A 16778-nucleotide genomic window follows, 5' to 3' on the forward strand; every position below is an offset into this window, starting at 1 on the left:
GGAGTGTCGACGTGCAGCTCGTCGACCTGTCACAGGACATCTACCAGGGCATGCAGGTCTATCCCGGCCACCTCAAGACCGTGGTGTTCGACCACGCGTTGCACGAAGAGACGGCGCTGCGCTTCGTGGGCGGCTTCTCGTTCCAGACCAAGGGCATCATCTTCAACGACAACGGCCCGACCCACGTCGACTCGTTCTCCCACCTCGACCCCGACCCGTCGGCCCAGACAATCGACCAGATGTCGCTCAACCTGTTCTACGGGCCGGCGGTCTGCCTCGACGTCTCGCACGTCGGCGCCGGCCAGGACATCACCGCCGAGCATCTCGACGCGGCGCAGGACGCCGTCGACGTGACCGTCGAGCGCGGCGACATCCTGCTGCTGCACACCGGGACGCACGGCCGGTACGCCGGGCAGCCGCAGTACCTCACCGAATTCCCCGGCCTCGGGGAGACCGGCAGCGAATGGATCGTCGAGCACGGGGTGAAGACGTTCGGCGTGGACAGCCCGACACCCGACAACCCGACCAGCAAGTCCTACCCGTGCCACATGATGTGCCGCCGCCACCACATCACCCACTACGAGAACCTCACCAACCTCGACCAGCTGATCGGCAAGCGGTTCACGTTCATCGGCTTCCCGCTCAAGGTGCTCGGCGCCCACGGCGGCCCGACCCGCGCGGTCGCCCTGCTCGATGGTCCAGCGTGACCACCGTCGACGGGCCCGCCTTCCCGGGCGACCGGGTGGCGGGCCGTACCGCCGTCGTGACCGGTGCCGGCAGCGGGCTTGGCCGTGCGATCACGCTCGCTCTCGCGGCCCGCGGCGCCCGCGTGGTCGCGGTCGGGCGTAACCGGGAGCGGCTCGATGCCGTGGCGGCCGAGGCCAAGGCGATGTCCGGGAGCATCCGGGTCACGGCGGCCGACGTGTCCGACCCGGCGAGCGTTGCCGCGCTCGCCGAGGAGGTGGCCGACGAGACGGTGGGGATCCTGGTCAACAACGCCGGCGTCCCTGGCCCCGTCGCGCCGCTGGTCGACATCAAGCCCGACGAGTGGGACGACGTCTTCGCGATCAACGTCCGCGGCATCTACCTGATGTGCCGGGCGTTCCTCCCGGCGATGGTCGAGCGGGGCGTCGGCGACGTGATCAACCTCGCGTCGGTGAGCGGCAAGCGCCCGCTGACCCGCCGCACGCCGTACACCGCCTCCAAAATGGCGGTGATCGGGCTGACCGCGACGCTCGCGTACGAAGTGGGCCCGGCGGGCGTCTCGGTGAACTGCCTGTCGCCGGGTCCGGTCCAGGGGCCGCGGATGACCCGCAACTTCAACCTGGAGGCCGAGCGCACCGGGACGACGTACGAGGAGGCCGAGGAGGCGTTCGTGTCGCGGGCAGCGCTGCACCGGATGCTCACCGAGGACGAGGTGGCCGCGGCCGTCGTCGCGATGCTGCACATGCCCGGCCTCTGCGCGGCCGACATCGACCTGTCCGCGGGGATGGTGGCGCGCTAAGCCCCGTCCCGCTCCTGGGTGAGCAGGTAGTCGAGCACGACGGCGTGTGACGACGCGAGGTGGGCGCGGGTGAGCTCGGCGGCAGCCCGCGCTTCCTGCGCCTTCACCGCGTCGAGGATCTGCCGGTGCTCCTCCTGCAGGTGCCCGGCCTGGCCGACCACGTCGAGATGGAAATAGATGTAGCGGTCGGCGAGCCGCCGCAACTGATCGACCATCGCGATCATGCGCGGCCGTCCGGCCAGCGTGTAGACCTCCGCGTGGAAAGCCGCGTTGGTCTCCACCCAGGTGCCCGGCCCGATGGCCGGGTCATCCATCACCGCGAGCAGATGGGTCATCCGCGTGATTCCTGCCCGGCCCACCCGCGGGACGGCGAGCCGGGTGGCGACGGGTTCGACCGCCTCACGCAGCTCGTAGAGTTCCTGCAGGTCGTCGATAGACAGCGGGGTCACCACCGCGGTCGCGCCGCGTAGCTCGACGAGCCCTTCGCTCGCGAGCTGCTGGAGGGCGTCGCGGACCGGGATACGGCTGACGCCGTACTCCTCGGCCAGGCCCGCCTGCGACAGCGCGGTCCCCGGCAGGAGCTGCCCGCTGGACACACGCTCGCGCAGGCTACCCGCCACTCGCGCGGCGGCCGACTCGGTGGACACCCGAGCAGTCTGCCGTACGCCGGTTGAACCCGTCATGCCGCCACGTCAGCCCTCGCCACGGCGTAGCGACCCGACCACGAGCCGGTCGATGCTCACGTCGAGAGCGCGCTCGTCGCCAACATCGCCGAACACCCGGAGCATGTCCTTGATGTCGCCGTGCACCCGCGGGCTGCGGGCGCGCAGCTGCGCAACCATGTCGTCGACCCGCTTGGTCAGGGCGTCACGCGTGTCGACCACCTCGTTGAGCAGGCCGAGCTCCGCCGCCTGTTCGGCGGCCAGTGGCTCTCCCGTCGCGGTGAGCCAGAACGCCTTCCGGCGGCCGACCACGCGAGGCAGCCAGGCGAGGACCAGGGCCGGCGCGAGGCCGATGCCGACTTCGGGGAACCGGAAGGCCGCGTCCCGCACCGCCACCGACACGTCGAAGGCCGCCACCAGGCCGACACCGAACCCGGCCGCGTCGCCCTGCACCTCGGCGACGGTCACCAGCCTCGTCCGCTGCGCCGAGCGGGTGAGCCCGGCGAGCGCCTCGGCCTCCGCCCGCACCTCGGCCGGAGTCGAGCCGCCACGGTCGCGGCCAAGGCAGAACACGTCACCGGTTGCCCGCAGGCGCAGCACGTGCGCGCCCTCCGGCGGGTCGTCGAGCACGGCCGCCAGCTGTCCGCACAGCTCGATGCTGAACAGGTTCTCCGGGGGCCGGGACAGCTCGGCCAGGATCACGCCGTTCTCGACCGGGTGGATGGTCAGGTCGCTCATCAGTTCAGCCTTCCGGTCGCTTTGCCGCCGTACCAGTCAACGTCGTCGGGCGCCGTCCGGACGGTCACCGCACGCACCTGCGTGAAGTCGTGGAACGACTCCCAGCCGCCCTCGCGGCCGATTCCGCTCTCCTTGAGACCACCCCACGGGGAGGACGGGTCCAGGCGGTGGTGGTCGTTGATCCAGACCATCCCGGCCTCGAGCCGGGACGCCACGCGGTGGGCGCGGGCGATGTCACGGGTCCATATCGCGGAGCCGAGGGCGTACGGCGAGTCGTTGGCGATCGCGACGGCCTCGTCCTCCTCGTCGAAGGGGATCACCACGACGACGGGCCCGAAGATCTCCTCGCGGGCCACGGTCATGTCGTTGGTGACATTGGCCAGCACGGTCGGCTGCACGAAGAAGCCGTCCTCCAGCCCGGGCACGGTCGCGGCGGCGCCACCCGTGACGACGCGGGCGCCGGACCGCACGCCCTCGGCGATGCGGCCGAGGATCCGGTCCCTGGCTCGGGCGGAGATCACCGGGCCGAGCTGTGTGGACTCGTCGCTGGGGTCGCCGATGCGAATTCCCTCGGCGACCGCGGTCAGCGCGTCGAGGAACCCGTCGTGGATGCTGCGGTGCACCAGCAGCCGGCTACCCGCGATGCAGGTCTGGCCGGCCCCGATGAAGCCGCCGAATGCGGCGCCGCGCGCGGCCACGTCGACGGGGGTGTCACCGAAGATGATGACCGGCGACTTGCCGCCGAGCTCGAGTGTGGTCTTGGCGAAGCGCCTCGCCGCCGCGAGCGCGATCGACCGGCCAGGCTCGGTGCCGCCGGTGAACACCACCTTCTTCACCAACGGGTGCTCGGTGAGAGCGGCGCCCACGACCGGGCCGAGGCCGTTGACGACGTTGAGTACGCCGTCGGGAATGCCGGCCTCGTGGGCGATGTCGGCTAGCAACATCGCGGTCAGGGGGGTCTGCTCGGACGGCTTCAGCACCACCGAGTTGCCGGTCGCCAGCGCGGGCGCGAGGGCCTTCGACGCGATCATCATCGGGTGGTTGAACGACGCCAGAATCGTGACCACGCCGAGGGGCAGCCGGCTGGTGTACGAGTGGTAGGGCCCGGGCATCGGGACCACCGCGTCGCGGTCCGCGAGCAGCAGCGAGGCGTTGTAGCGGTACCACTCCGGCAGCCGGGTGATCTGTGCCTTCGTCTCGGTCAGTGGCCGGCCGTTGTTGGCGGTCTCCAGCTGGTAGAGGTCGCTCATCCGCGCCGCGATCCCGTCAGCGAACCGGTGCAGGATCCGCGACCGCTCGTGGATTGGCATCCGGCTCCACACGCCGGAGTCGAAGGCCGCTTGCGCGACCCGGACGGCCTCCTCGACGTCGGCCTGGTCGGCACTGTCGGCGACCGCGAGCACGCCGCCCGTCGCGGGATTGACGACATCGAGCCGAGGGCCCCGCCCCTCGACGACCCGGCCGCCGATGCGTAGCCCGGTCGCCAATGGTCCAGAGGGGAGCGCCACCGTCGGCCGGATGTGGGCCGTGGTCACGGCGCCATTCGCTTGGTATACATCATGGCGTGAAGGTATACAGGAGTTCCGGTCAGGTCAACGGTCCCCGCGTGTCCGTGCTCGGCACCGGGGTGATGGGCGCCAGGATGGCGCGCAACCTCGCCGCGGCCGGGCTGCCGCTCAACGTCTGGAACCGCACGCCCGAGCGGGCGGCCCCGCTGGCCAAGGCCGGCGCCCGCGTGGCCCCGACGGTCGCCGACGCTGTCCGCGACGCCGACGTCGTGCTGACGATGCTGTGGGACGCCGACACCGTCGAGGAGGTGCTCCGCGACGCGGACGGAGCGTTCGCGCAGGGCGCGGTGCTGCTGCAGACCAGCACCGTCGGCGTCGACGGCGCCGCGCGCCTGGCCGACGTGGCGGCCGAGCTCGGGTTGCGGTACGTCGACGCGCCAGTCCTCGGCACCAAACATCCCGCCGAGCAGGGAACCCTCGTCGTGCTGGCGTCCGGGCCCGCCGACACGCGGGCCGTGCTCACCCCAGTGCTCGACGCCATCGGCTCCCGGACCGTCTGGCTCGGCGAGGCCGGCACGGCCTCGCGGCTCAAGCTCGCGGCCAACGCGTTCGTGCTCAACGTGACGGCGGCCATCGCCGAGTCGATGGCGGTGGCGGGCGCGCTCGGCCTCGCCCCGACAGCGTTCCTGGACGCGATCCACGGCGGCCCGATGGAGTCGCCGTTCGTCGCGGCCAAGGGCACCCTCATGGCGGCAGGCGACTACCCGCTCTCCTTCGCAGTCGACAGCGGGATCAAGGACGCCCGGTTCATCCTCGCCGCGGCCGGCGACGCCGCGCCCCTCACCGCCGTCACGCTCGAGCTGCTCGCGACCGCCTCCGCGGCAGGCCACGGCGGCGACGACATCGCGGCGCTCGCCCACGCCGTACCCCAGCCGCGGGGGGCGCGGTGAGCCGCCCGGTTGCCGTCGTCACGGGCGGCACGCGTGGAATCGGGGCTGCCACGGCCGAACTCCTCGCCGACCGCGGCCACGACCTGGTGCTGGGCTACCGGTCGCGCGACGACGAGGCGGCCGAGCTGGCCGAACAGCTGGGCGAGCGGGGCGTCGAGGTGCGCACCGTGCGCTGCGACGTCGCGGACGAGGCCGATGTCGAGCGACTGTTCGCCGTCGCCGACGCGCTGGGTCCGCTGGCCGCGCTGGTCAACAACGCCGGGATCCTCGAACAGCAACGGTCGATGGTCGAAATCAACATGGCTCGCTGGCGCCGGGTCTTCTCCGTCAACGTCTTCGGCGCGGCCGCGTGCTGCCGTGCCGCGGTCCGCCGTATGTCCACCCAGACCGGCGGCAAGGGTGGCGCGATCGTCAACCTGTCGTCGCGCGCCGCGCAGCTCGGCTCGCCCCTGGAGTACGTCGACTACGCCGCCAGCAAGGCCGCCGTCGACACGATGACCCGGGGACTCGCGCTGGAGGTGGCCCGCCACGGGGTGCGGGTGAACGCCGTGCGCCCCGGCATCATCGACACCGAGATTCACGCGAGGGGTGGGGATCCGGGGCGCGTGCCGCGGCTCGGCCCCGCGCAGCCGATGGGACGGCCGGGCACGGCCGTCGAGGTCGCAGAGGCCGTCGTGTGGCTGCTCTCAACATCCGCGTCGTACATCACCGGCACCGTGCTCGACGTTTCGGGCGGCCGCTGAACCGACGACGCCTGCCGGCTCCCTCGGTGCGCGGGCTGATCACCGAAGCCGGCCGCCTGCACGTCATCGACAGCCGCATGACAGCTGTGGTGGAGCGCTGGCCACCGCACCGGCACTGACGACTTGCGTCATTCACCGCCTGCGGATTCACAGGCCGCGCCACTGCCCAGACACGGATCGCGAACGAGACTGCCGATACGCGGAACAGACCGCGGGGCGACGCACAGGAAGCGAGAGCACGCCGTGAGACTGGGTTACTTCTCGATGCCGCTGCACCCACTCGGCCGGACGTGGGCCGAAACCCTCCGGGAGGACCGCGAGGCGGTCATCCTGGCGGACTCGCTGGGCTTCCACGACGCGTTCATCGGAGAGCACCTCACCGACCAGCACGAGAACATCACCAACAGTCTGCTGTTCCTGGCAACGTTGATCTCCGACACGCAGCACATTCGGCTGGCGACCGGCACCACGAACCTGTCACAGCAGCACCCGGTGCTGGTGGCGGCGAACTCAGCGATGTTCGACCACCTCAGCAACGGCCGGTTCATCCTCGGCATCAGCCCGGGCGCGCTGACGTCCGACGCGGAGGCGCTCGGCATCCTGCACGAGGACCGCAACCGGATCTTCGCCGAGGCGATCGACGTGATCACGAAGATCTGGGAGCTGGACCCGCCGTACTCAATCGATCTGCCCGACAACCGGTTCAAGGTCACCACCGAGACCACCATCGACCTCGACTTCGGCGTCGGCATCATGCCGAAGCCGCTCCAACAGCCCCGGCCCGAGATCGTCGGCACCGTCGTGGCGCCGTTCTCCAAAGGCGTCATCGCGATGGGCCAACGGGACTTCCACCCGCTGTCGTCCAACTTCCTGCTCCCGCAATGGGTGGCCACGCATTGGCCCAACTATGTTCAGGGCAAGCAAGCCGCCGGCGAGGTGGCAGACCCGGCCGACTGGCGCGTGGCTCGTACGGTGTTCGTCGCCGACGACCCTAGCGTGGCGCAGGCCTACGGCCGCGACAACGAGGACAGCCCGTACCGGTTCTACTACTCGCAGATGCTGAAGAAGATGCGGAAACTCGGCCGCCTCGAGCTGTTCAAGACGCACCGGGACCAGCCGGACGAGGAGATCACGCTCGACTACGTTCTCGACAAGCTGGTCATCGCGGGCACGCCGGAGTCGGTTACCGAGCAGATCCTCGCCTTCCGCCAGGAGATCGGCGAGTTCGGCGAACTCGTGTACGCCGGACTGGACTGGGTCGACCCGAGGCTGGCCCGCCGCTCGATGGAGTTGATGGCGCAGAAGGTCATGCCCGACGTCAATTCGGCCCTGGGTTCCGCGGCGTGAGCGACCGCCTGCCACTGCCCTCCGACGCCGAGCTCACCCACGAGCAGCGCGCGGCCGCCGCACGGATCGCCGCCGGTCCGCGCGGCGCGATCTTCGGGCCGTTCGTGCCACTGCTGCGCAGCCCCGAACTGATGACCCGGCTCCAACTGGTCGGCGAGTACCTGCGGTTCGACAGCGCACTCGACGACGACCTGGTGGAGCTGGTGATCCTCTACGTCGCGCGGGCTTGGGACCAGGAGTTCGAGTTCGGCTACCACCAGCCGCTGGCGTTGCAGGCCGGCCTCCCCGAGGACGTCGTCGACGCCGTCGCGCGAGGCGTGCGGCCGGCGGGTGGCCGGCCGGAGGTCGGTTATGTGTACGACCTGCTCGACGAACTGCACACCACGCGCCAGGTCTCCGACGCGACGTACGCCTCCGCTGTCGAGGCACTGGGCGAGGCGCGGGTCGTCGAGGTGGTCGGCACAGCCGGCTATTACACCACTCTGGCAATGACGATGAACACCGCCCGGACACCCCCGCCCGACCGGGCGCCACGACTTCCGGCCCGGGAGCGCGCATGAAGGCCCCACTGGTCCTACTGCACCCGCTGGGTGTCGACCACCGGTTCTGGAACCCAGTGGTCGAAGCGCTGCCCGACGACGTGGGCGACGTCGTTGTGCCCGACCTGCTGGGTCACGGGTCCGCCCCGCTGCCGCCGCAGGGCGCGACAATTGATGACTTCGCCGATGCGATCGAGGCTGACATCGCCAGGCATAGCCAGATCCATCTCGTAGGGGTGTCGCTCGGCGGCCTGGTCGCCCAGGTGCTCGCCGCTCGACGGCCCGACCTTGTGAAGCGACTCGTCGTCGCCGACACCGTCGCGGTCTACCCCGACGCCATGCGAGCGATGTGGCGAAACCGGGCGGCCACGGTGCGGCGTGAGGGCATCGAGGCCGTCGTCGAGCCGATGGAGGCGCTGTGGTTCTCCGAGGCGTTCCGCCGGGACGCGACCGATGCGGTCGAGCGCGTGCGCCGGATCCTGCTGGCCAGCGACCCGGAGGGGTACGCCCGCACCTGTGAGGCGTTGGCGATCGCGGACACCACCGCCTTGGTGGGGTCGGTTGCGGCGCCCGTGCTCGTGGCGTGCGGCAGGGACGACGCGCCGCCGTTCCGGCAAGCGACCCAATGGTTCGCCGCGACGATTCCAGCGGTGACGGTGGCGTGGCTCCCGGGCGGGCACGCCACGGCATACGAGCACCCGAAGCCTTTTGCGGACGTGGTGGCGGGCTTTCTCTCCTGACCGTCGGTGCGGATAAGCCGTCGCCTCGCGTTCGGGCTGGGCGAGGGGTAGGAGCAGCCGTACCAGCCGGACGGCGACCTCAGGCAGGGTTCGCCGCCGCTGAAAGGAGTGGCCGAGCAGCGCGGGCTTGTGCAGCCGGTTTCGCACCGTGCGCTCGTCGCAGTCGTAGTTGCTCTGCCGCGTAACTGCTTACCCCACCCCCTGCCCACTCGTCGTCCAGACCGTAGAGCTGGCCGAGGGGGAGGGAGATAACGCTGTTGGCGTATCCGGAACTGGCGAGGATTTGGTCGACTTTGTTGACGATCCACCGCTCGCCTGCCTTGCCGTCAGCGTAGAGCTGAGTCAGGTGGGTGAAGGCTTCCATCGCGGCGGCGACATCTGTTCCTGACACGGCTACACCACATTCTGCAAGCGCCGCCGGGAGCAGGGCCCGGACCTCGTGCGGGTCGTCGCCGTGAAGTCCGGCGAGCTCGACGAGGGCTGACCCGTCGTATCCCCCTGCGAGCCAGAACGCGGCCCACCGAGGGATCCATTCGGTGGGCAACATGCCCAGCGTCAGCCACGCGACAGGAGTTGGTGCGGGAACCTCGCTGCCGGAGTGTCCGGGCCAATCGTGCATTCGGTCATCGTGTCGACTCGGTGGTGATCGCGCGAGACGTTTCGTCGTTGGAGTGGTTAGGCGCGGACCGCTAGGGAAGCCGGCTGCTGTCGAACCACGATGCGCCTGGGGTCGTCACGACGAACCACCCACCCGTTCAACGAGCCCGCTGTGCGCCGAGCGGGTGATCGCCTCGAACGCGTCGACGTTGTACAGCATTTCCTCGTACAACACCGGGTACGGCTTTTCGCCGGCGGCGGCACGGGCGAATGCTTCGATGTTCTCGCGGACGCTCGGGTGCGGCGGAAAGAACACCGTCTTCGGCTCCGCTCCCCGGTGCACAGTGGTGACATCCCAGCCGCGCGGGAGCTCGGGGTGGTTGCGATCACGGATCTCCACCCACGCCTTGGACCCGAGCACCGTCACCCGGCCGACGAACGGCGTGGTGAGGATGGCCGTGATCATCGCAGTTCGGCCGTTCTCGAAGCCCATGGTGATCGTGAGAGTGTCACCGTTTTCGAACGTCGTCGCGTGGATGCCGAGGCGGGCCCACACCTCCACCGGTCGACCGAACACCGCGATCGCCAGGTCGACCATGTGGATGCCGGTGGCCGACAGCGGGCCGACCGGCGCGTCGGCGGCGGACAGCCGCCAGTTGTCGCCCGGCAGGTCCAGGAACTTGTCCTGGCTGAAGTTGCCCTCGAACACCAGCGGGGTACCTACCTCGCCGCTGCGGCACATCTCGCGCAGTTGCTGGACGGCCGGCTCGAAGCGGCGCTCGTGGCCGATGCCGAGCTGCACGCCCGCCGCCTGCACCGCCGCGATGGCGGCACGGGCCTCGCGGCCGTTGGTGGTCAACGGCTTCTCACAGAACACGTGCTTGTCAGCCCTGGCCGCGGCCACAATCTGTTCCGCGTGCAAGCGGTGCGGCGTGCAAAGGATCACCGCATCGACGGCCTCGTCCGCGAGGGCCTCGTCCAGCGAGGTCGCCACGCGGATGCCGTGCTCGGCTCCGCGCTCACGGGCGGATTTGGCGACGTCCACGCCCAGTACGACTCGAACGTGCTCGCTGTTGGCCAGGTCGGTGACGATCTTCTGGCCCCACCATCCGAGGCCCACGACGGCTGCGTTGATCACCCTAGAAGTCAAGCCTCGGGACCGGGGAAAGCGGAGTGTCCCCCAACGTGAAATTCACCCGCCGCGATGGCGGAATCCGTCAGTCCCACCGGATACCTCGCCGGGTACGACGCGGAGCAGCAGCCTTCTTACGGCCCCCGGCACCCCGGCACCCGCAATCTCACGGCTTGCGTGAGTGCCCGCCATCCGCCCGCTTTGTTCAATGAGCAGCACCGGGAAGAAGGACGTGACACCGTCCGCAGCCAGTCCCGGCAGCGACGACGGAGGTAGGGGAATGAAGCCCGCCAGCACCAGCACGGACCCGTCGGTGGATGCGGCCAACTTCCGGCACGTCGTCGGTCACCTCGCCAGCGGGGTCACCGTCGTCACGACCGAGGCGGACGGCAAGCGTCACGGCATGACCGCGAGTTCCGTGACGTCGCTGTCGCTCGACCCGCCGATGATGCTCGCCTGCATCAACAACGCCGTCCCAACCGCACAGGCAGTGTCAATGTCCAGGCGGTACGTCGTCAACGTGCTCGGCGAGGACCAGGGCGAGCTCGCCAAGCAGTTCGCCATCGCGAGCAGTGACAAGTTTCGCGGTGTCGCCCTCCACATTGGGGCGCTCGGGCTGCCGCTGCTCAGCGACGCCCTCGCGCACATCGAGTGCGAGGTCGTCGAGTCGGTCGCCGGCGGTACCCACACGATCTTTCTGGGGCGGGTGGTGTCCGCGACCGCCGGCCAGGGGCAGCCGCTGACGTACTTCCGCGGCGGGTTCGGCCGGTTCGAGTTCGCTCGCGACGATGAGGTCTACGGACGCGCGCGCGAGCTCGTGCTGAGCCGGGTGTACCCCGCCGACCACGCGTTGCCGCTCGAGGAACTGGCGACGCAACTCGACGTCGACCAGGCAGCTGCGTTCTACGCGCTGACCCGGCTGTCGTCGGATGGGCTGGTCCGCCGTGACCCGGACCGCGGCTACGTGATCGCGCCGCTCGACGTGCGCACCTCCGACGAGACCTTCGACGCCCGGCTCGCGATCGAACTCGGCGTCATCACGCTATCGATGCATCGGGTAACCGATGACGAGGTGGCCGAGCTGCGTCTCCGTTTCGACACGATGGCCGCGTTGCTCGTCGGCGAGCGGTTCGTGGACTTTCACGGCTATCTCGATGCCAACTACGCGTTTCACGAGCACCTCGTGTCCCTCGCCCGCAATCCGCTGCTCACGTCGACGTTCGGTCGGCTCAGCATCAAGAGCGTGATGACCCGCTCATTCGGGTCGACGCCCGAAACGTCACAGAAGTTCGTGAAGGTTCAAGGGCGCCTGATGGAAGCGTTCGAGCGGCGCGACGCACGCGCCGCAAGGCAGGCCGCCGTCGACTACTGCGAGCTCGCAAAGAAGCGGGTCCGCGAGATCCTGGTGTTCACCGGCGGACGGCTCTAGATGCGCCTGCTTACAGTCGGCTGATCGGGGATCCGCCGAGCGCGCTGTGCCGTTCGGCTCAGTCCCGCGTGAGCTTCCTCGATCGCCGCAAGGGTGGCCTGCAGGCGCTGGACGGTCAGGCGCACGGCGGCCTGTTCGTCCCGCCGCTGGTAGATGTTCAGGAGTTCCTTGTGCTCCGCGTTCGCCTCGGCAACCTGGCATGGCCGCGCGGTGAGCGAGAGTGCGACATAGGCTTCTGTGGACGCCTGAGCTGGCGGGATGCGGCCGGAGCAGGTCCTGCGAGGGTTCGGGACGGGGCTATCGACGACGGTTGGCCCGGTTCGCTGGCCGGCAGCAGCCTCATCATGCAGGCCTGCCTGTGGGGCTACCAACACCTTGGCTACGTGGCTGAGCTGGGCATCGGTCCAAGTCGCTCATACTCGTGATCAGCAGGTGGAGGACGGGCTGACGTTTTGTCCGCGCGTGGGCCAGGCCACCGCTGACGGAACATTTGGAGCATAACGGTTGCAAGCGCAGGGCCCGGATGTCCGCCCATCGTGGTGACCCTTCCTGATTTTCGGTCAAGGACCTGAACAGTCCTTAACGAAAGGCCGAGGTGAGGTCCGATCACGGTTTACCAAGTCAGGCGCGAGGGGTAGCCTCCTGGAAAACTCTCAGCCCATAAGTCGACGAGCGACATGCCACGAGACAGGCCTCCGGCATAACCCATTCCGATTAATCGTGTTGGTCCACGCTCAGAGGCCTCTGTCGAGGCCGCCCGATTCGGAGGTGTTTGATGAGGTCGGACGAAGGTGTCCCAATCCGATGGATCACTTGGCCAGCTGGCGTAATCGCCGCGCTCGCCTGGGGGGCTGGTCGCCTTACGTCGATCGCGTTTCTTGACCTCATCTTCGTCGCCGCGGTCGCTTGGTTAGGCGGTTGGTTGTTGAGCGACTTTGCATGCCGCTACCTCACCCGTCGTGGGGAGCTTGCACCGCGGGAGGGTGAAGTCGAGTGGGCGGTCGACGACCCAAGACCGCGCCCACGGTGACGGAGCCGCCACCTCCTTCCCCCGGTTGTTCGTGCCGACCGACGGGTGGGTAGGAGAAAGGAAGGGTCCTGGACCGGCGAGCGATGGACGGGCGAGATCATCGGGTACAAGCCGGGCACAACCGACGCCAACAAGGGCTGTAGCCAGATGGTGCCGCTGGACCGCGGCCTGATCATGAAGTCCTCGGCATCGGGCACGGGCGGCAGTTGCGCGACGGACAGGAACGTGCAGGTAGGAAGCCCGTTGCCGGAATAGCCGGTAGCGGGCTTCGCTGCATTTGCGGCGTACATTGAGCCATTTTCATCGTAGGTGGCGGCGTCTTCGGCGGGCTTGAGGACGAGGATGGCTTGCAGCTCGTTGTTCGATCGCATTGGATGTCGATGTCGTTCTCGTCTTTCGAAATAAGCGCGGAGACAGTATGACGCGCCAACAACAGGAACCAGCGGTCGTACGGATGACCGAGGTGTGGTTCCTCGTGGGAAACTCTGGCTGGCCGATCCAGGCAGACGCGCCGCGCCGCCGCGATGCCAGGACCAGAACTGCATACATCAACAGCGATCAAATCTGCCGGGCGGACGGAACCGGCGTCGGCGCGAGTTGGCGAGGCTAAGCCTGTCCAACTGTCCGGTCAGTTTGGTCGTGGTCAGGACGTCCGCTGCCTGGGCTGGACCGTTGCGCTTTAATGGGTGACAGCTCTCCAGGATCACCGCCATCGGGCCGGGGCTCGTCGCGCCACCGTTCGATGGTCTGCACCATCCAGAACACGGCAAAGAACGCGGCGACGACGATCTCGAGCAGGAACAGGCTGATCCAGTCCACAAGCCACAGCAAGATGCCTGTACCGGCGGCCCCTAGCAGGATCCGCGCGAACCATGCGTAGAAATCCCTGGAGCGGGCTAGCGCGCCGGGAATGGCGTTTAGAGTCTCCTGCCGCCCCTGGTCGCGTCGAAGTGCGTTGGCCACCGCCACGACGATGATGCACGCGAGCAGACCGACGGCGCCGATGTAGTGGGCGTTATCAATAAACCATGCCCGGGACGCCGCGAAGGCACCGGCACAGCCCCCGTACACCACCAACGTCGCCACGAATGCCCACCGAGGGAACTTTGCCCCAGGCGTCCTCCGGTCTTTCAACGAGTAGAAGAGTACGGCGGCGAGGAGAGCCAGCGCGCCCACGAACAGCAGAGCAACCGTGCTGTTCTCGACGTTCGCATTGGTGGCCTCGGCCAACGTCCGGACAGTGGGGCAGTCCAGCTTTTCGAGCGCCGGACTGTCCGCCTGCTCGCAGGCACGAACCGCCGTCCTATAGTCCGCGCCGCGCGACGTGGGAACGATCGCGACCACGGCCGCAAACATGCCGCCGAGGTTGAGGAATACGTCTTCGACCTCGTTGGTCCCTTTCAGAGCGATCATGCAGGTTCCGAGGGCGATGAGGGCACCGACGAAGATCGCCTGCGCAGGGGTGTAGTAGTAGGCACTAACGGATGCGAGGAAAGCACCCGCTTGCAGGCTGTGGTACACGACAGCTGCTCCGAGGCCTAGCAGCAAAGCGACCATCGCCGTTCGCAGGTAGCGGTAAGATTTCACCTCGATGTTGGACATTTCGATGCTCCTCGACCGCAGTGAGCGTGCCCTTGTGTACGCATCGTGTACCGAGAAAAGTGCGCCTGGCGGGCACCGGCGTCCAGCGTGGTGTCGTCAAGCCGACAGCCAACGAAATGCGATCGGATACAAGCGGGATCGGGGGACTGCCTCGTGAACGGTGTTTCCGGCGATCTTGGTTAGTAGGTTTCAGCGGCTGGGAAGCGGTCGCTGAAGGTGATGGTCACTGCGGCCTGGGAGTATTCGTTGATCAGGCCGTTGAGGATCTTTCCGTCAGGGCCGACCGGCCTCGGCCGACTGGGTGTTCGACCGACGCCGAACGGTCTCCGAGCTCGGTCGCGGGTCCCCGTCGTCCCGCCGACGCGGCCGCGGTCGCGACGCTGATCGTTGCTCGGTGGCCTTCTCCACCGCGTCGGGGGCCGCGACGGGTGGTGTGGTGCGGCTCGCCGCGGTGTTTACCAGATCCGGCAGGTCCCGCCCGGCCACCAGGGGTAGCTCTCGCGTGACTTCCACGGTCGGCGCCGCCTCGCCCGCCAGGTCGGCGACTCGGGCGGCACCTGCCTGTCCCGTCGCGGTTCGCGGCATCGGTGCCGCGCGGCGGGTCGTTGCCCGCGGCGCGGTGTCGGCCGGCTCCGCGACGGAGCCTGGCGCGTCCGTGGTCGACGGCGATTCCGCCCGGCTGGTGGCCGACCGGCCTGCTGTGTTGCGCGGCGTTCGGCGCGATGGGGCTGCCGGTAGGAGCGGGGCGAGTTCCGCGTGCAGCGCCGCCCAGTCGGAGGCGGGGGGCGGGTCGGGCTGATCCGTGGTCGAGGTGAGCTGGCCCGTGTCTTCGGACCGCTCCGACTGCCGGTCGGTACGGTCCGGCGTCACCGCCCGGGACCGCTCCGATCCCGGGCGCTCGTCACCGTCTCCTCCCGCCTGCTGAACGGCGTCCCCGGCCGACTCTGGCCGCGCTGAGCCGCCGGAGGCCACGTCCGCCGCGGGGGCTACGGGGGCCGCGTCCATGAGCGGCTCGGGGGCGTGGGCGAGCAGCCGCGCGGCCGAGGCTAGTGCGGCGGGGTCGGGCTGGCCGGCCCGACGCCACCGTCGGCCGCCAGCCGGCAGGTTCCCGGCCAGCACGCGTGCCGGTGCAAGATCGGCGGCGATCAGCGCGGTGAGTCCTTCGTAGTCCGCCTGCTCGGCCAGCCGCTGGGCGATCTCGTCGAGGTCGTACACCGCCAGGGCGATGTCCGCGGTGGTGGCGTCCAGTGCTCGGCTGATCTTGCGGCGCAACACCTTTCTGAGCGCCGCCTGCCGCCGCTCGGCGCGAATCTGCGCGCGGGCCGCGTCGAGCGAACCGTACAGCCCGAGGCCGGGATCGGCCTTGGCCAACGAGCGGGCGCGGCGGGTCAGCCACGGGTGTCGCAACCAGTGCCCGACCGGTTCGTACCCCGGCGTCGTGGGTGGCAGCTGCTGCCTGGCGCGCAGCCGGTCCCGCCGCTGATTCTCGCTGCTCATGAGCCACACGAGATAACCGAGTAGCGACATGCCCGCGTAGAAACCGCCTTCGAGGTGGTTACTGTGAGCCAGCCAGTTGAAGGCGACAGCGGCGGTGGCGATGCCGGCCGACAACACCCGGGACAGCATCGCCCCTTCGCCTAGTCGACGGCGTACGTCAGCGTTCGCCAGCACCACGACGCCGCCCAGCTCCAACGCCCCAACCGCGGGAAGGGCGACGTACCACGGCATGCCGAGCCCTTCCATCGCCCCGGACACCTGGCCACCGAGCGCGATCAGGAGCACGACAACGTAGAACCCGGTGCGCAGCACGGCAACGTGCCGCATCGTCTTGGCTAGCTCCGCGTCCCACACCTCTGGCGGCCCGGCGCCTGACGCCCCGCCCCTGGCGCCTGAGGCCCCGCCAATTGAGTTTCCGCCGATCATCCGAGTCTGGTCCGGTTCCTGGAACACGCCGAGCAGGTTCCTCTCTCACGCCGGCCCCGGCCTGACCGGCGCCGCGGCCGCCCGACCCGACGGTGCCGCCCGCCGAGTCGTACCAGAGCCGCGCTCCAGCTGCCGGCCGTCGTCCGCCGCATGCTACAAGGTTGCGGGCCGAATTGGAGTTCTCAGATACCACGCTGAGTGCGTCGGGTCGCCCCTCCCGTGCCTTGGCGGTTTAGCCGCGCACCCTGGAGGTGCTCGCCAGTCTCGGGGTGGCCGATGAGATGGTGGCCGTCGGGAACCGCGCGGTGAGGCTGTGTCTGCATGCACGGGGGCG

At 69.2% G+C, this 16778-nt stretch carries 16 protein-coding genes; 9 read left to right on the forward strand and 7 right to left on the reverse strand.

Features of this window, described 5'->3' with window-relative positions; genetic code table 11:
• The first annotated feature begins 11 nt into the window (after positions 1–11).
• Both ABZV00_RS29300 and ABZV00_RS29305 read left to right on the forward strand, forming a co-directional pair.
• On the forward strand, positions 12–707 hold the full coding sequence (locus tag ABZV00_RS29300; RefSeq protein ID WP_355611949.1) for a cyclase family protein: 696 nt from the start codon (positions 12–14) through the stop codon (positions 705–707).
• Positions 704–1504 (forward strand): SDR family NAD(P)-dependent oxidoreductase, encoded by an 801-nt coding sequence (locus ABZV00_RS29305; RefSeq protein ID WP_328415420.1) that lies wholly within the window; start codon positions 704–706, stop codon positions 1502–1504. Before ABZV00_RS29300 ends, ABZV00_RS29305 begins: the two co-directional genes overlap by 4 nt.
• Here the strand turns inward: ABZV00_RS29305 and ABZV00_RS29310 are convergent.
• Genes ABZV00_RS29310 through ABZV00_RS29320 form a run of 3 tightly spaced genes read right to left on the reverse strand, consistent with a single transcriptional unit; the run spans position 1501 to position 4439 of the window.
• Positions 1501–2151: a GntR family transcriptional regulator gene (locus ABZV00_RS29310; RefSeq protein ID WP_355611952.1), complete on the reverse strand. Its 651-nt coding sequence runs from the start codon at positions 2149–2151 to the stop codon at positions 1501–1503. The two genes, ABZV00_RS29305 and ABZV00_RS29310, sit on opposite strands and share 4 nt — an antisense overlap.
• Before the next feature lie 45 nt (positions 2152–2196).
• Complete coding sequence (locus tag ABZV00_RS29315) at positions 2197–2904, reverse strand: enoyl-CoA hydratase/isomerase family protein (RefSeq protein WP_355611955.1); 708 nt, start codon at positions 2902–2904, stop codon at positions 2197–2199.
• Positions 2904–4439, reverse strand: coding sequence for an aldehyde dehydrogenase (locus ABZV00_RS29320; RefSeq protein ID WP_355611958.1), 1536 nt, complete (start codon positions 4437–4439; stop codon positions 2904–2906). Before ABZV00_RS29320 ends, ABZV00_RS29315 begins: the two co-directional genes overlap by 1 nt.
• Positions 4440–4468: 29 nt before the next feature.
• On the opposite strand from ABZV00_RS29320, the gene ABZV00_RS29325 reads away from it, so the two are divergent.
• The 5 genes from ABZV00_RS29325 to ABZV00_RS29345 all read left to right on the forward strand — a co-directional run bounded on the left by ABZV00_RS29325 (position 4469) and on the right by ABZV00_RS29345 (position 8731).
• Positions 4469–5362, forward strand: a complete 894-nt coding sequence (locus ABZV00_RS29325) for an NAD(P)-dependent oxidoreductase (RefSeq protein WP_355611961.1) — start codon at positions 4469–4471, stop codon at positions 5360–5362.
• The gene (locus tag ABZV00_RS29330; RefSeq protein WP_355611964.1) at positions 5359–6105 is read left to right on the forward strand and encodes an SDR family oxidoreductase; all 747 of its coding nucleotides are present in this window, start codon (positions 5359–5361) and stop codon (positions 6103–6105) included. Before ABZV00_RS29325 ends, ABZV00_RS29330 begins: the two co-directional genes overlap by 4 nt.
• A 243-nt stretch (positions 6106–6348) precedes the next feature.
• Entirely contained in the window at positions 6349–7452 is a 1104-nt protein-coding gene (locus tag ABZV00_RS29335; protein ID WP_328415432.1) for an LLM class flavin-dependent oxidoreductase, read from the forward strand.
• A complete protein-coding gene (locus ABZV00_RS29340) occupies positions 7449–8012 on the forward strand; it encodes a carboxymuconolactone decarboxylase family protein (protein ID WP_328415434.1) in 564 nt (187 codons plus the stop codon). Before ABZV00_RS29335 ends, ABZV00_RS29340 begins: the two co-directional genes overlap by 4 nt.
• Positions 8009–8731, forward strand: coding sequence for an alpha/beta fold hydrolase (locus ABZV00_RS29345; protein ID WP_355611967.1), 723 nt, complete (start codon positions 8009–8011; stop codon positions 8729–8731). The genes ABZV00_RS29340 and ABZV00_RS29345 overlap by 4 nt, the downstream gene beginning before the upstream one ends.
• Positions 8732–8810: 79 nt before the next feature.
• Here ABZV00_RS29345 and ABZV00_RS29350 read toward each other — a convergent pair whose 3' ends face one another.
• Entirely contained in the window at positions 8811–9350 is a 540-nt protein-coding gene (locus ABZV00_RS29350) for a hypothetical protein (protein WP_355611970.1), read from the reverse strand.
• Between the two features lie 114 nt (positions 9351–9464).
• The gene (locus tag ABZV00_RS29355) at positions 9465–10466 is read right to left on the reverse strand and encodes a Gfo/Idh/MocA family oxidoreductase (RefSeq protein ID WP_355611972.1); all 1002 of its coding nucleotides are present in this window, start codon (positions 10464–10466) and stop codon (positions 9465–9467) included.
• A 274-nt stretch (positions 10467–10740) separates the two neighbouring features.
• Between ABZV00_RS29355 and ABZV00_RS29360 the strand changes: the two genes are divergently transcribed.
• Both ABZV00_RS29360 and ABZV00_RS29365 read left to right on the forward strand, forming a co-directional pair.
• Entirely contained in the window at positions 10741–11889 is a 1149-nt protein-coding gene (locus ABZV00_RS29360; RefSeq protein WP_355611975.1) for a flavin reductase, read from the forward strand.
• 68 nt (positions 11890–11957) lie between these two features.
• Entirely contained in the window at positions 11958–12314 is a 357-nt protein-coding gene (locus ABZV00_RS29365) for a hypothetical protein (protein WP_355611978.1), read from the forward strand.
• A gap of 1211 nt (positions 12315–13525) precedes the next feature.
• Here ABZV00_RS29365 and ABZV00_RS29370 read toward each other — a convergent pair.
• The gene (locus tag ABZV00_RS29370) at positions 13526–14521 is read right to left on the reverse strand and encodes a hypothetical protein (RefSeq protein ID WP_355611981.1); all 996 of its coding nucleotides are present in this window, start codon (positions 14519–14521) and stop codon (positions 13526–13528) included.
• A 273-nt stretch (positions 14522–14794) separates the two neighbouring features.
• Entirely contained in the window at positions 14795–16345 is a 1551-nt protein-coding gene (locus ABZV00_RS29375) for a hypothetical protein (protein WP_355611984.1), read from the reverse strand.
• Positions 16346–16778 lie beyond the last annotated feature (433 nt).

It is taken from the genome of Micromonospora sp. NPDC005173 (genome assembly GCF_040608515.1).
Lineage (GTDB): Bacteria > Actinomycetota > Actinomycetes > Mycobacteriales > Micromonosporaceae > Micromonospora.